The sequence below is a fragment of the Exiguobacterium acetylicum genome, from assembly GCF_019890935.1.
GTDB lineage: Bacteria > Bacillota > Bacilli > Exiguobacteriales > Exiguobacteriaceae > Exiguobacterium_A > Exiguobacterium_A abrahamii.
Map to the genome: position 1 here is coordinate 150,001 of NZ_CP082333.1, position 14,735 is coordinate 164,735.

The 14,735-nt window shown below is 49.7% G+C and carries 14 protein-coding genes, 7 tRNA genes and 2 rRNA genes (1 of these 23 running past the window's edge); 22 read left to right on the forward strand and 1 reads right to left on the reverse strand.

Annotation, left to right across the window (positions count from 1 at the left end):
* The 19 genes from K7G97_RS00885 to K7G97_RS00975 form a co-directional block, all read left to right on the forward strand.
* Window positions 1-1,336, forward strand: a 23S ribosomal RNA gene (locus K7G97_RS00885); it begins 1,578 nt to the left of the window's first position.
* A 47-nt stretch (window positions 1,337-1,383) separates the two neighbouring features.
* Window positions 1,384-1,499 (forward strand): 5S ribosomal RNA (rrf, locus tag K7G97_RS00890).
* A gap of 11 nt (window positions 1,500-1,510) precedes the next feature.
* Window positions 1,511-1,585: transfer RNA gene (locus tag K7G97_RS00895), tRNA-Asn, on the forward strand.
* Between the two features lie 2 nt (window positions 1,586-1,587).
* Window positions 1,588-1,662 (forward strand) — tRNA-Glu (locus tag K7G97_RS00900).
* A gap of 13 nt (window positions 1,663-1,675) precedes the next feature.
* Window positions 1,676-1,748, forward strand: a tRNA-Thr gene (locus K7G97_RS00905).
* 37 nt (window positions 1,749-1,785) lie between these two features.
* Window positions 1,786-1,869 (forward strand) — tRNA-Tyr (locus K7G97_RS00910).
* A 4-nt stretch (window positions 1,870-1,873) separates the two neighbouring features.
* Window positions 1,874-1,946 (forward strand) — tRNA-Lys (locus K7G97_RS00915).
* 6 nt (window positions 1,947-1,952) lie between these two features.
* Window positions 1,953-2,024: transfer RNA gene (locus K7G97_RS00920), tRNA-Gly, on the forward strand.
* Between the two features lie 9 nt (window positions 2,025-2,033).
* A tRNA-Ala gene (locus K7G97_RS00925) sits at window positions 2,034-2,109 on the forward strand.
* Between the two features lie 211 nt (window positions 2,110-2,320).
* A complete protein-coding gene (gene rocF, locus K7G97_RS00930) occupies window positions 2,321-3,229 on the forward strand; it encodes an arginase (RefSeq protein WP_029343103.1) in 909 nt (302 codons plus the stop codon).
* Between the two features lie 125 nt (window positions 3,230-3,354).
* Window positions 3,355-3,918, forward strand: a complete 564-nt coding sequence (sigW, locus tag K7G97_RS00935) for an RNA polymerase sigma factor SigW (RefSeq protein WP_023466660.1) — start codon at window positions 3,355-3,357, stop codon at window positions 3,916-3,918.
* 16 nt (window positions 3,919-3,934) lie between these two features.
* Window positions 3,935-4,555, forward strand: coding sequence for an anti-sigma factor (locus K7G97_RS00940; RefSeq protein ID WP_149426610.1), 621 nt, complete (start codon window positions 3,935-3,937; stop codon window positions 4,553-4,555).
* 79 nt (window positions 4,556-4,634) lie between these two features.
* Window positions 4,635-5,495, forward strand: coding sequence for a diadenylate cyclase CdaA (gene cdaA / locus K7G97_RS00945; protein ID WP_050676886.1), 861 nt, complete (start codon window positions 4,635-4,637; stop codon window positions 5,493-5,495).
* On the forward strand, window positions 5,495-6,781 hold the full coding sequence (locus K7G97_RS00950) for a CdaR family protein (protein ID WP_064300434.1): 1,287 nt from the start codon (window positions 5,495-5,497) through the stop codon (window positions 6,779-6,781). Before cdaA ends, K7G97_RS00950 begins: the two co-directional genes overlap by 1 nt.
* Window positions 6,782-6,810: 29 nt before the next feature.
* Window positions 6,811-8,166 carry a phosphoglucosamine mutase gene (gene glmM, locus K7G97_RS00955; protein ID WP_029343107.1) on the forward strand — a complete coding sequence of 452 codons (1,356 nt, stop codon included), beginning with the start codon at window positions 6,811-6,813 and terminating at the stop codon, window positions 8,164-8,166.
* Between the two features lie 412 nt (window positions 8,167-8,578).
* Window positions 8,579-10,375 carry a glutamine--fructose-6-phosphate transaminase (isomerizing) gene (gene glmS / locus K7G97_RS00960; RefSeq protein WP_064300436.1) on the forward strand — a complete coding sequence of 599 codons (1,797 nt, stop codon included), beginning with the start codon at window positions 8,579-8,581 and terminating at the stop codon, window positions 10,373-10,375.
* 75 nt (window positions 10,376-10,450) lie between these two features.
* Window positions 10,451-11,017, forward strand: coding sequence for a hypothetical protein (locus tag K7G97_RS00965; RefSeq protein WP_223041114.1), 567 nt, complete (start codon window positions 10,451-10,453; stop codon window positions 11,015-11,017).
* Between the two features lie 23 nt (window positions 11,018-11,040).
* Window positions 11,041-11,808, forward strand: coding sequence for an alpha/beta hydrolase (locus K7G97_RS00970; RefSeq protein ID WP_223041115.1), 768 nt, complete (start codon window positions 11,041-11,043; stop codon window positions 11,806-11,808).
* 38 nt (window positions 11,809-11,846) lie between these two features.
* The gene (locus tag K7G97_RS00975) at window positions 11,847-12,446 is read left to right on the forward strand and encodes a short chain dehydrogenase (RefSeq protein ID WP_075643168.1); all 600 of its coding nucleotides are present in this window, start codon (window positions 11,847-11,849) and stop codon (window positions 12,444-12,446) included.
* Between the two features lie 37 nt (window positions 12,447-12,483).
* Here K7G97_RS00975 and K7G97_RS00980 read toward each other — a convergent pair whose 3' ends face one another.
* A complete protein-coding gene (locus tag K7G97_RS00980) occupies window positions 12,484-12,657 on the reverse strand; it encodes a hypothetical protein (RefSeq protein ID WP_158581864.1) in 174 nt (57 codons plus the stop codon).
* A gap of 129 nt (window positions 12,658-12,786) precedes the next feature.
* Here K7G97_RS00980 and K7G97_RS00985 point away from each other — a divergent pair, with 129 nt between their 5' ends.
* The 3 genes from K7G97_RS00985 to K7G97_RS00995 are packed head-to-tail and all read left to right on the forward strand — an operon-like array spanning window position 12,787 to window position 14,733.
* Window positions 12,787-13,347 (forward strand): isochorismatase family protein, encoded by a 561-nt coding sequence (locus K7G97_RS00985; RefSeq protein ID WP_223041116.1) that lies wholly within the window; start codon window positions 12,787-12,789, stop codon window positions 13,345-13,347.
* 13 nt (window positions 13,348-13,360) lie between these two features.
* Window positions 13,361-13,843, forward strand: coding sequence for a GNAT family N-acetyltransferase (locus K7G97_RS00990; protein ID WP_223041117.1), 483 nt, complete (start codon window positions 13,361-13,363; stop codon window positions 13,841-13,843).
* Window positions 13,840-14,733 carry a phosphotransferase family protein gene (locus K7G97_RS00995; protein ID WP_223041118.1) on the forward strand — a complete coding sequence of 298 codons (894 nt, stop codon included), beginning with the start codon at window positions 13,840-13,842 and terminating at the stop codon, window positions 14,731-14,733. The genes K7G97_RS00990 and K7G97_RS00995 overlap by 4 nt, the downstream gene beginning before the upstream one ends.
* The last annotated feature ends 2 nt before the right edge of the window (window positions 14,734-14,735 follow it).

Genomic DNA, 14,735 nt, shown 5'->3' on the forward strand with positions numbered 1-14,735 from the left:
CGTAGGGACGTAGGTCACGATTTCACACTGCCAAGAAAAGCCTCTAGTGAGGGGGAAGGCGCCAGTACCGTAAACCGACACAGGTAGGCGAGATGAGAATTCTAAGACGCGCGGGATAACTCTCGTTAAGGAACTCGGCAAAATGGTCCCGTAACTTCGGGAGAAGGGACGCTCTACATGAGTAGAGCCGCAGTGAATAGGCCCAAACGACTGTTTAGCAAAAACACAGGTCTCTGCTAAATCGCAAGATGACGTATAGGGGCTGACGCCTGCCCGGTGCTGGAAGGTTAAGGGGATGGGTTAGCGCAAGCGAAGCTTTGAACCGAAGCCCCAGTAAACGGCGGCCGTAACTATAACGGTCCTAAGGTAGCGAAATTCCTTGTCGGGTAAGTTCCGACCCGCACGAAAGGCGTAACGATTTGGGCACTGTCTCAACGAGAGACCCGGTGAAATCATAGTACCTGTGAAGATGCAGGTTACCCGCGACAGGACGGAAAGACCCCATGGAGCTTTACTACAGCCTGATATTGAGGCTTTGTGCATGATGTACAGGATAGGCGGGAGACGTCGAGCCCGGAGCGCCAGCTTCGGAGGAGTCACCCTTGGGATACCGCCCTTCATGCATAGAGTCTCTAACTCGCAGCCGTGATCCGGCTGGAGGACCGTGTCAGGCGGGTAGTTTGACTGGGGCGGTCGCCTCCTAAACAGTAACGGAGGCGCCCAAAGGTTCCCTCAGAATGGTTGGAAATCATTCGTAGAGCGCAAAGGCAGAAGGGAGCTTGACTGCGAGACCTACAAGTCGAGCAGGGACGAAAGTCGGGCTTAGTGATCCGGTGGTTCCGCATGGAAGGGCCATCGCTCAACGGATAAAAGCTACCCTGGGGATAACAGGCTGATCTCCCCCAAGAGTCCACATCGACGGGGAGGTTTGGCACCTCGATGTCGGCTCATCGCATCCTGGGGCTGGAGTAGGTCCCAAGGGTTGGGCTGTTCGCCCATTAAAGCGGTACGCGAGCTGGGTTCAGAACGTCGTGAGACAGTTCGGTCCCTATCCGTCGTGGGCGCAGGAAATTTGAGGAGAGCTGTCCTTAGTACGAGAGGACCGGGATGGACGCACCGCTGGTGTACCAGTTGTTCCGCCAGGAGCATCGCTGGGTAGCTACGTGCGGACGGGATAAATGCTGAAAGCATCTAAGCATGAAGCCCCCTCCAAGATGAGATTTCCCTTTGAGTAATCAAGAAAGACCCCTCAGAGACGATGAGGTAGATAGGTCACGGGTGGAAGCATGGTGACATGTGGAGCTGAGTGATACTAATCGGTCGAGGCCTTGTTCTAGCAGATGCTTGTTGATGACTTCAGTTTTGAGGGCGCGAGCCCGATCGTCTGGTGACGATAGCCAAGTGGTCACACCCGTTCCCATGCCGAACACGGAAGTTAAGCACTTGAACGCCGAAAGTAGTTGGGGGCTTCCCCCTGTGAGGATAGGACGTTGCCAGGCATTTAATTTATTCCGCAATAGCTCAGTGGTAGAGCAACCGGCTGTTAACCGGTAGGTCGTAGGTTCAAATCCTACTTGCGGAGCCAATGGCCCGTTGGTCAAGCGGTTAAGACACCGCCCTTTCACGGCGGTAACACGGGTTCGAATCCCGTACGGGTCACCATTATACTTTTTGTGCCGGTGTAGCTCAGCTGGTAGAGCAACTGACTTGTAATCAGTAGGTCGCGGGTTCGACTCCTGTTGCCGGCACTGTTTTTCTCAATTGTATAATTTTCCTAGACAAACTGGGGGGGTAGCGAAGTGGCTAAACGCGGCGGACTGTAAATCCGCTCCCTCGGGTTCGGCGGTTCGAATCCGCCCCCCCCCACCATGTCGAGCCATTAGCTCAGTTGGTAGAGCATCTGACTTTTAATCAGAGGGTCGCAGGTTCGAATCCTGCATGGCTCATTTCTTGCGGAAGTAGTTCAGTGGTAGAATACGACCTTGCCAAGGTCGGGGTCGCGGGTTCGAATCCCGTCTTCCGCTTTTTCTTTCGGGGCCTTAGCTCAGCTGGGAGAGCGCCTGCCTTGCACGCAGGAGGTCAGCGGTTCGATCCCGCTAGGCTCCACCAATTTTATTTAAAGATCTTAAGCGAGTTTCGTTCGTCTTAAGTTTTTTTTATATGAAATGCCAAGCATAACCAGAGTACGTACGCAAGAACACCGTGATTCCCTTCACGGTGTTTTTTTGTATATTCATGCGTTTTTTTGTTGAGTTGAACCACTTGTTTGTTACCGCTTACAATACATGTAGAAGTGACTATGACATAGGGGGAATATCGTATGAACATCGCGTATATCAGCGTACCGTACCGTTATGGACAAGGAAAGCCAGGCACTGAACATGGACCTGCAGCTGTCGAAAAAGCGGGTCTACTCGCGACACTCGAAGCACGGGGACAAGAAGCAGTACGCTACGGGGAAGCGGCTGTCTTATCCGAGGATGCAGTCCGGGAAGAAGATCCGAAGCTGAAACGTCTTGAAGGCGTCGTCCATACGACGAATGACTTGCATCTGATCGTACGTGACGCGTTATCGGAACAACGTTTTCCGTTATTAGTCGGTGGTGATCACAGCATGGCGATCGGAACGATTGCAGGGTTACGTCAGACTGTACCACGTCTTGGCGTCATCTGGTTCGATGCACACGGTGATTTGAATACACCGGAAACATCACCGTCTGGCAACATCCACGGTATGCCGCTCGCTGTAGCCCTTGGGGAAGGACATCAGCGTTTAACGGAAGTCGGAGGAACAGATGTCAAGCTGCAACCGGAACATCTCGTCTTCATCGGATTACGTGACGTTGATCCAGGCGAACAAGAGCTGATTGATCGTCTTGGTATTCGTGTCTATGATATGGAAGCGATCCGAACTCGGGGAATGGACGCGATCATGGAAGAAGCGATTGCCTATTTGAAGGAAACGACGGATGCGTTCTATCTTAGCTTCGATATGGATGGTCTCGATCCATCGCTCGTCGTCGGTACAGGAACACGTGTCGCCGATGGCATTTTCTTAGACGATGCGAAGACGGTGCTCAAGCATTGCGCAACGGCAGAAGACTTCATTGCAGCTGAATTCGTTGAAGTGAATCCGTTACTTGAAGAAGGAAACGGAACAGCAGAACTTGCGAATGAACTGATCGGAGATCTACTTTTGGCAATGGAAACACATCGCTTAGTAAAATAATGGATAGAACTTGAACTCTTTTCATCGGGGTTCAAGTTTTTTTTGTTACAATTTAAAAGGAGATGAAACATTTATCGGTCGACTTCGTATAAGAGATTGACCGCATAGAGCGGGGGGTATTCAAAGTGGAAGAAACGACACTACGCTTAATTGAGCGAGTGAAACAGGGAGACCGTGATGCATTCGCGGCACTTGTTGATCTATATAAGGAAGGTGCCTTTCTTGTGGCTTTCCGTGTCTTGCGCGATCGAATGGAAGCGGAGGATGCGACACAAGAAGCCTTCATCCGTGTATTTACGAAGATTGATTCGTATAATGCACAATGGAAGTTCCGGACTTGGTTGTACCGAATCGTCACGAACGTATCGATTGACCGATTACGGAAAAAGAAACCTGATTATTCTCTTGATGCTGAGATGTCAGGTACTGAAGGACTGACATTGTATTCACAACTCGAGAGCAAGGACACCTTGCCGGAGGACCAAGTGGTCGATAACGAGCAACGAAACGAAGTCGGGGACGCGATTGCAGCTTTACCAGAAAAATACCGTGTCCCACTCGTCCTGAAATATGTAGAGGATCTTTCGCTAAAGGAAATCAGTGAAATGATCGAATTACCTGTCGCTACTGTCAAAACTAGAATTCATCGTGGACGAGAAGCGCTGAAGAAGCATTTTGCCAAACGATGAGAAGGAGGAACTCACCATGTCACGAGAGCATGTACATGAACGGATCCAGGATTATTTAGATCAAAACCAACCACCTGAGGAATTCGAGCGATTAGAAGCAGAGTTACGAGAAGTAGACGCGATGGACGAGTTCGAAGAGTATCGGCTCCTTGATGCTCGACTGCGTCAACTTCCAGCGCCTAAATTATCGGCAGATTTTACATCCCGCGTGCTGGCACAATTGCCCGACCAGGTGGATACGCCAAGCGCTGCTTTGCTACACCAACCGCAACCGTCCCGTTTTGGAGGGAAGATGAAGCAGTACCCATTGCTCGCGGCAGCGGCTGTTTTCTTACTCTTGTCGGTCGGTAGCCTAGGTGGTTATATGGCACAAGAAGAACATGACTTATCCTATACGAATGCACCAGGCATCGTCGCTCAAAATGGCGAGGTCGTCGTCCCGAAAGGCGTCACGGTCGATCAAGATCTATATGTCGAAGGCGGGAACGTCCGCATCGAAGGGAAAGTCAATGGTGACGTCATGACCGTTGACGGGAAAGCGTACACAGCGAGTGCCGGTAGCGTGACCGGAGAAATCAAGGAAATCGATCAATTATTCGAACGCGTATGGTACGGAATCAAGCGTCTATTTCAATAATCAGCTGGGACGAGTCGAACTCGTCCCTTTGTGCTATAATGGAAACTGTTTAAATCAGATGAGTTAGGGGGCACGGTTGGTGAATTACTTCAGCTGGCAACCACTTCAATTTCAATTGTTGAAACTGGGAGAAAACGTACATTGGTACGATTATATTAATGATGTGATTGATATCGCGGTCGTGACGTTCGTCATTTACCGGCTCATGATCATCGTCAAAGGAACAAAAGCGGTCCAGCTCATTAAAGGGATCTCGGTCATTTTGATCAGTTGGTTCCTGAGTGGCTTTTTTGGACTCAAAACACTGCAATTCTTATTGAATCAAATCATCACCTACGGATTACTAGGGATCATCATTATCTTCCAACCCGAACTTCGGCGCGGACTGGAACACTTAGGACGAACGAGTAAATTCTTTTCACGTAGTGCCATCAGTGATGAAGATGAACAAGTTCGAATCGTCGATGCACTCGTATCGTCTGCTCAGTACATGTCAAAACGTCGTATTGGGGCACTCGTGACGATTGAACGGGAGACCGGACTGAGTGAATACGTGGAGACGGGTATTCCGCTCGGTTCACAAATCACGAGTCAGTTGCTGATCAACTTGTTCATTCCGAATACACCCTTACATGATGGTGCCGTCATCGTCCAGCAAGGCAAGTTAGCAGCAGCCGCTTGTTACTTACCGCTGTCTGAGAGTGCACATATCTCAAAAGAGCTTGGAACACGTCACCGTGCTGCCATCGGTGTCAGTGAGGTGACGGATAGCGTCACGCTCGTCGTCTCGGAAGAAACGGGTGGTGTCTCACTCGCCATCAATGGACGTCTGTACCGGGAACTCGACGAAGAATCCTTACGAACGAAGTTACTTGAGACGATCGTCAAAGCCGAACCGACGAATACTTCCTTCTTGAACTGGATGGGGGCGAAAAAATAATGTTCGAAAAGTGGTTCAATGAACGCTGGTTTTTACGCATCGTTGCCGTCGCCTTAGCCGTCATGTTGTATTTGATGGTCGCAGGTTCGAATACGACGGGAAAAAGTGATGCCGCTAGTCTATTACCGATCGCAGGACAAGGTTCGACGAAATTTGACGTGCCGGTCACGGTCCAGTATGATGAATCGCAGTGGGTCGCCTATAATATTCCAGATAGTATGGAAGTGACCGTCAAAGGGCCGTCGAGTAGCTTGACGATGCTCCGGCTCGTTCAGGATTTTGGATTATCGATTGATTTGAAGGGACTCGACCCTGGCTATCATCGTGTCCGTGTCACAGCAACCGGCTTCGGAAAAGATGTCGAGGTGACACCGAAACAGGAGACGATTGAAGTTTTCCTCGATAAGAAGATTACAAAGGAAGTACCGGTACAAGTCGCCTTACTCAATAAAAACAAAATCGCTGAAGGATATGTCGCTGGAGAAGCGCAACCGAACCAACAAACTGTTGAAGTCACGGGAGGCGCAGAGAAGTTACAGGCGATTTCAGCAATCCAAGTACCGATCGATGTGACCGGTCGGGCAGAAACGTTCAAAGAGACGTTCAATGCTAAAGCGACTGACACGAACGGGAATACGATCAGTGCATCTTATCAACCGGAACAATTAGAAATCACAGTACCGATCTATAAGGAAAGTAAGACGGTACCGATTAATGTGAAGACAAAAGACAACGTCAAAAAAGGGTATACTGTCGTCAAGATCGTTCCCGTCACGACGGAAGCTCGTCTATATGGAACAAAAGAAGAATTAGAGCGCATCGGTTCTGTTGATACGGAAGCGGTCTCGCTCAAAGGATTGACGAAGACGACCGAAAAAACCGTCAAACTCGTCGAACCGGAAAACGCGACAGCGATGGATCCGACACAGGTCACCGTCAATATCGTCGTCGAAAAAGAAAATGCCAATTCGACGACAGAAACCGTCGAGGATCGAGCGGAGAAAACAATTCCGGGTGTGACGGTCACGTTGAATGGATTTGATGAATCAAAGTATACGATTGATTACAATCAAACGATTGATGTCGTCGTCCGCGGGAAAGAATCTGATTTAGCATCGATTGATGCGACGGATATCAAAGCGGTCATCGACGTGACAGGATTAAAAGAAGGAACGCATGGATTGCCGATCTCGTATCAGACATCAAAAGCCTTTGATGTCCTGCGTCCGGATAATATGGATGTCACATTAAAAGCAATTCCCCGGACATCGATTCCGACCAATTAAAACAAATTAGTGAAATGAGGAAATAACACATGGGTAAGTATTTTGGAACTGACGGCGTACGCGGCGTCGCAAACGTAGAATTGACACCGGAACTTGCGTATCGCCTCGGTCGAACAGGTGGTTACGTGTTGACGAAACACGAAAGCACACGACCAAAAGTCTTGATTGGACGCGATACACGTGTATCTGGTCAAATGCTTGAGAATGCACTCATCGCGGGTCTGTTATCAATTGGTGCAGAAGTCATGCGTCTTGGTGTCATCTCGACACCAGGTGTTGCATACCTGACAAAAACGATGGATGCGACAGCCGGAGTCATGATCTCTGCATCGCACAATCCAGTGGAAGATAACGGGATCAAGTTCTTCGGTTCAGACGGCTTTAAGCTCGATGACGCAACAGAACTTGAGATCGAAGCATTGCTCGATGAAGCAGAAGATACATTGCCACGCCCAGCCGGAAAAGAACTCGGCTTCGTTCATGATTACTATGAAGGGGCTCAGAAATATCTTCACATGCTTCGTCAGACATCGGATGAAGATTTCTCAGGCATCCATGTCGCGATCGACGGTGCACACGGGGCGACGTCAAGCCTCGCACCACGTCTATTCGGTGACTTGGAAGCGGAAGTATCAACGATCGGTACAACTCCGAACGGACTCAACATCAATGATGGTGTCGGTTCGACACACCCTGAACATCTTGCTGCCTTCGTTAAGGAAAAAGGCGCAGACGTTGGTTTATCGTTTGATGGAGACGGCGACCGCTTGATTGCAGTCGATGAGAACGGTGATATCGTCGATGGCGATAAAATCATGTTCATCTGCGGGAAATACTTGAACGAACTCGGTCGTCTAAAAGACAACACGATCGTTGCGACGGTCATGAGTAACCTCGGTTTCCATAAAACCGTCGAAGAAAACGGGATGACGGCGCTTCAGACAGCGGTCGGTGACCGTTATGTCGTCGAAGAGATGCGTAAGAACGACTACACACTCGGTGGCGAACAGTCGGGTCATATCATCTTCATGGACTACTCAACGACAGGAGACGGCATGTTGTCAGGCGTCCAGTTGTTGCAAATCATGAAAGCGACAGGGAAGAAGTTATCGGAACTTGCAGCTGAGATGCCGATCTTCCCACAACGTCTCGTAAACATCCGTGTTTCAGACAAAAATGGCGCAATGAGCGGTCCTGCCGTGCAAGCAATCATTGCCGAAGTCGAAGCGGAGATGGCGGGGAACGGACGGATCCTCGTTCGTGCGTCAGGAACAGAACCACTCGTTCGTGTCATGGCAGAAGCTCCGACACAAGAAGCATGTGATGCATACGTCGAGCGGATCGCGAACGTCGTTCGTGAGAACTACGCGTTACAAGAAAACTAAGCAGCCCGAAGCAGAGCGATTGCTCTGCTTCTTTTTTTACAATTATTTTAGAAAAACAGATTGAGTTTTTTACAAAATATAGGGATTATACGTATTGATTAGAAAAATATCGGGAATAGTTACAAATACGTTACCTTTCTTGCTTTTTCAGATTAAAGTTCGTATGATGGTGAAGTCGGACAGAAACGGGGTCAGACGGAAACAAGAAGCGCCAGGGCTTTCTTCGTAGGATGAAAGCTGACGAGGTGGAGGTTTATCGAATTATTCGGCGGATGCCTCCCGGTACCAGATCCATACCGTAAATCGTTCTGAAATCGTCCAAGTGATTGGACGGACAAACAGACCGATCGGGATCCTCTCAACAAGAGCCGTTTCCTCTTTAGGGAAATACTTGTAAATGGAGAGATGTAACATGTGCGGAATCGTAGGTATGATCGGACAAGTTAACACGAAGGAAATTTTATTAAAAGGTCTCGAGAAGCTCGAGTACCGCGGCTATGACTCGGCAGGTCTTGCGTTCGTCAACGACGGCGTCCAAGTCCACAAAGAAGTAGGCCGGATTGCTGCGCTACGCGAAGTCGTTCCTGCTGATGCAGACGGCACAGTCGGAATCGGACACACACGCTGGGCAACACACGGTGTCCCAAGCGTACCAAACGCTCACCCACACCAAAGTGCGTCAGCACGTTTCACACTCGTGCACAACGGCGTCATCGAGAACGATGAGCAGCTAAAAGCAGAATTGAATGTCGATCTTCTCAGCGACACGGATACAGAAGTCATCGTTCAGATGATCGAAAAGAACTTCAACGAGACAGGTGACGTCGCGGAAGCATTCCGTCAAACACTCCGCGTCTTGCACGGTTCGTATGCCCTCGCATTGATCGATGCTGAAAATCCAGACGTCTTATACGTCGCAAAAAACAAATCACCACTTCTCGTTGGTCTCGGTGACGGTACGTTCAACGTCGTCGCATCAGACGCAATGGCAATGTTACAAGTAACGGATCAATTCATCGAGTTGCATGATGGCGAGATGATCATCTTGACGCGTGATAGCGTCACGATCCAAGATCTCGATGGGAACGTCCAAGAGCGTGAAGCGTACACGGCTGAAATCGATGCATCAGACATCGAAAAAGGAACGTACGCGCACTACATGCTCAAAGAGATGGATGAGCAACCAGCGGTCATTCGTAACATCGTTCAAAAATATCAAAACGAAGCAGGCGACATCACACTCGACCAATCGGTCCGTGATCTCGTACTCGGTCGTGACCGTGTCTATATCATCGGTTGCGGAACAAGCTACCATGCTGGTTTGATCGGGAAACAGTTGATCGAACAAATCGCAGGCATCCCGACAGAAGTGCACATCTCTTCTGAGTTCGGATACAACATGCCATTATTGACAGAGAAACCGCTCTTCCTCTTCCTTTCACAATCAGGTGAAACAGCGGATAGCCGTGCTGTTCTCGTCGAAGCGAAGAAACTTGGTCACCCGGCACTGACGATCACGAACGTTCCAGGATCAACATTGTCACGTGAAGCAAACGCAACATTGTTGCTCCACGCGGGTCCAGAAATCGCCGTTGCTTCAACAAAAGCGTATACAGCTCAAATCGCTGTCCTTGCTGTCCTTGCGTTTGACCTTGCTCAAGCAAAAGGAGTTGCCGTCAACTTCGATCTCATGAAGGAACTCGGTAAAATCTCAAGTGCGATGGAATCGGTCATGTCTCAAAAGGATCGTTTCCAAGAAATCGCGACAGAATACTTGTCTGAGTCACGTAACGCGTTCTTCATCGGTCGTGGACAAGATGCATACGTCGGGATGGAAGGTGCATTGAAACTCAAAGAGATCTCGTATATCCAAGCAGAAGGATACGCGGGTGGAGAGCTCAAGCACGGTCCAATCGCCTTGATCGAAGACAACACACCGGTCATCGCGCTCGTGACACAACCACATGTTCACCTCAACAACCGTGGGAACGTCAAGGAAGTCGTCGCACGTGGGGCGAACGCGTGTGTCATCGCAGCAGAAGGTCTTGAATTGCCGACGGATGCATTCGTCATCCCAGCAGTCGAGCCACTCTTGTCACCGCTCTTGTCTGTCTTACCACTTCAATTGATCTCATACTACGCGGCACTCGGTCGCGACTGTGACGTCGATAAGCCACGTAACTTGGCGAAGTCGGTAACGGTTGAATAAGGAAACAAATCGACTCCAAATGACAGGCGTGTAAGCGTCTGTCATTTGGAGTTTTTATATTAGGAGGAGAACGAGATGAACCGCTGGATCACCGCATTTCCTAAGAGATATGAACAGGACGTTCGGGTCGTTAAAGCATGTCTACCGTTTGGATGGACGCGTTTATCACCAGGGGCGATCGAAGTAAATGTAGAGCAGGAACACATACAGCTTCCGATTCGCGTATATGTGCCAGAAGTTGCGCCCGAGCGGATCAAGCAACTAACGCCGACTCAGCAGACGATTTTATACTGCCTTTATACCCGTCACCATGATGGTCATGTTCGTGAGCATTATCTTCAGCAGTTACTTAAAAACCATTCACACGACGGATGGGTTCTCGCCTATCTCATCGAACTTGCTAGTGAGTACGTCCGTGAAATCGTCGACATCATCGTACCCGCAATCGAGCAATGGGATCCGGAAGTGAAGCGGCGGTTCGTTGAGGATGATCCGGCATACATGAAGCGAATCGAAGACCGGATGATCAGTTACTGGAATGCTTATTATCGGTCAAGTGGCGAACGACGATCCGAAGCGGACTACCCAGGCTTTCGGATTATAGAATCGTTACGGGAGGATGCTTCGGTAGAGGAAGTGTGAAAAGATGAAAAGGAGGGGCGCACTTGATTACGAAATCAAAGGATCTGTACTTAGAAGGACCCGGACCTGCTGTTTTGTTGTTACATAGTTTTACTGGAAGTGCGAATGAGATGCGGGGACTCGCTCGTTTTTTACATGCAGCCGGCTATACCTGTTACGCGCCCAATTACGCCGGGCACGGGGAATCGCCGGAGCGCTTGTTTGCGACGACGATCGAAGACGTCTGGCAATCCGCGCAAGCCGGACTCGCGTTTTTACAAGATCGAGGACACAACGACATCTTTTTGGTCGGACAATCACTCGGTGGAGTAATGGCACTTCGACTAGCAGAACAGTCAGGATGCGCAGGACTCGTCTTACTCTCAACGCCGATTCTTGAGCGGACGATTGCGGGACTCGAGCACCGCGTCCGTCGGTATACAGAACGGTATTTTCAGTTTGACGATCGTTCACCGGAGTGGATCGTAGACTTTGTCGACCGTCATTTTCCACGACCGGAGAAAGACTTACGGGCACTGCAACAGTTCATTCTCGACACAGGAGTCGTCTTGCCGAAGATCACGCAACCCATCGCCTTGTTCCTTGGTGCCTTAGATGATGCCGTCTATCATGCGAGTCTCAATCGAATCGAAACGACAGTGCCGAGCCGAGATCAGAAGAAGGTCCTTCTTCCAAACAGTAAACATTTATTGACGCTCGATCGGGATAAACAACGTTTGTTCGAAGAAATCCTCGTCTTCTTGAAGACGCATCCGGTAGATTCCTTGAAACCATCAGCTGCTGTGCAGTAGGCTAGATAGGTAAGCTAGACGTGAAAGGGGAAGGGATCATGCGAATTTTAGTAGTAGGAGCAAGCGGAACGATTGGACAGGCAGTCGTCGAACGGCTGAGTGAGCGGCATGACATCATTCGTGCCGGACGAAGCGGAGCGGATGTACAAGTCGATATTACGTCAGAAGCAAGTATCCGGGCGATGTATGAAACAGTCGGTTCTGTTGATGCCGTCATCAGTGCGACAGGTGGCGCTCATTTTGGTCCATTGACGGACTTAACACCGGAGCTTAATCAAATCGGGATCGACAGTAAACTAAAAGGTCAGGTCAATCTCGTCTTGCTTGGTTTAGAGTCAGTACGAGACGGGGGAAGCTTTACGCTGACGACCGGCATCATGATGGACGATCCGATTCGCCAAGGCGCATCTGCTGCGCTTGCGAACGGTGGAGTCAAAGCGTTCGTTCATGCAGCAGCGATCGAGATGCCACGAGGTATTCGGATCAACAGTGTCAGCCCGAACGTACTGATCGAGTCGCTTGAAAAGTACGGACCTTTCTTCCGTGGTTTTGAAGCCGTTCCGGCGTCACGTGTCGCGACGGCGTTTGAGAAAAGTGTCGAAGGGGCACAGACTGGGCAAAATTACGAAGTCTATTAACTAAAAAAGCAGATAGCGAAAATCGCTATCTGCTTTTTTAGAATCCGGATATGACATAACGTTCGATTCCGAATAGTAATAGAGTGATCCCGAGACAAATGAGTAAGTTGCGTACGAACCAACTACCTGTCATCGTCCGGTTCATGATCAGTTTCTCCAGTGTCAGATTGACGAGAAGCACACATAAGAAGATGACGCCAAACCAAATCATCCAGACACATCCTTTCCTTCTTCTTAACGAATCCAACAACTAAAAAGTTTCACGTCCGTCAAGAGCAGGAAATCATTCAGAAGAACGGGAAGGAAACAAGTAGTCGATTTTACAAGGAGGAACATGACGATGAAACAAGCAGTCCTAGTGATTGATTTTCAACAGGAACTCGTCGACGGAAACACGGAAGAACGTCCGGTATACTTAAAAGAGCAAGTCGCGCATGTCATCGAAGCGGTCGTACTTGAAGCAGACGAACGAAACGTTCCGGTCGTTTTCATTCGGGATCTGGACGTCGCTGGCGGAACAGGACCTGGGTTTGCAGTTCATGACTCGATTCCCGTTCCAGCTTCCAGTGTCACGTTCGATAAAGCGGCGACGAATTCGTTTCATGGCACCCCCTTGCTTGATTATCTACGCCAAGCATCGATTGAACATCTGATCGTCTTAGGCTGTAAGACGGAACACTGCATCGATACTGCGGTGCGCAGTGCGACGGTGCATGGCTTTGATGTCACACTCGTCGCCGACGGGCATACGACGAACGGGTCCGAGGTCCTGACGCCGGAGCAAATGATCGCCCACCACAATCAAGTCTTGCACGGCCATTATAACGTCGAACATTTTGCGATCGTTCGTCCGTCGACGGAAGATGTCTTCACCCCAACCCACAATGACTACCGGACATGAAGAGGAGAATAAGATGATTGAATTACGAAAAATAACAGCGTCCGATTACGATCGCTACGCGACGCTCGTCCAAGATGAACGTGTCATGCGTTACATCACGGAACAGGCATTAACAGATACGGAAACGAAACAACGCTTTGAGCGAATCCTTGAACAACAGCAGCACGACCGACTCGGATCATATCTGATTTATACCGAAGAGACATGGATTGGAATCGGGCACATGACCCGGAGTCAAACGCAACCGTTTGAAGCAGAGCTCGGTTACATGCTGCTACCCGATCAGTGGGGACGCGGATACGGCACAGCGATTGCAGAGCGTCTCTTACAGTTAGCGACAGAAGAAGAGCTGCAGGTCGTCACGGCGACGATTGATCCAGCACATGAAGCGTCGCGCCGTATTTTGATCGGATTAGGTTTTGAATCGACCTATGTTGGACCGATTGACGGTCTACCAGGTGAAACGCTACAGAAAATAGTGGGAACGATGGAATGACGCGAGACGAATGGATTGAACATTTTCAACTCGACGTCGCAGCATGCGCGACTGTCGACGAATCGTATAGTTCTGAAGTCGATCGTCTCGTCCTAACGGATGGTCAGGTCGTTTTCTTAAAGCGCCCGTATACGGCTGAAAAGTGGTACCGGGAACGTGGCTGGATTCATGCACTAGAAGAATTTGTACCCGTGCCGCACATCTTAGCTGAAGCAACTCCCGGGCAGACGACAGGGGCGTTCGTACTTGCTGCCTTAGCGGGACAGGCACCGATTACGATGACTAAAAAATTGGCGTACGAAATTGGTCGAACGCTCGCAATGCTGCATACGTGTACAGGAGAAGCTTACGGCGAGTATACGGAAGATGGATTTTATGCCTATCCGGTTCAGGACTGGCGACGCTTCCGGAATGAAAAACTCGATGGATTCATGCCGTTCATCACGACCGAACTTGATCCGTTTTTTTTAGAGAACATCCAAACAGAGTTAGTCAGACGAGAACAGTCGTTACCGGAGCCTTCACGTCCCGTTGCCACACATTGTGACTTCCGCCTAGCAAATTTACTGACGGTAGGTGATCAAGTCACAGGGGTGATCGATTTCGAGACGACCCGCTACGGGGCCGTCGAGATGGACTTCACGAAGATCGTCCGTAATCTCAATACGTTCGGCTCCATTTACGTCACGGCATTTCAAGAAGGATACGCGACGTTACACCCAGACGTGCCGATTGAGACGTATCTAGCATACTATCGTTTGTGGGAAGCACTCACGGCCGTTGGCTGGTGCATCAAACGTGGACTAGAAGAGCACCGGACGTTCTTTGAGGAGAACATCATGCTCATCGAGCAGGAATTACAAACGACGAGCATATCGGACGGATATTGATT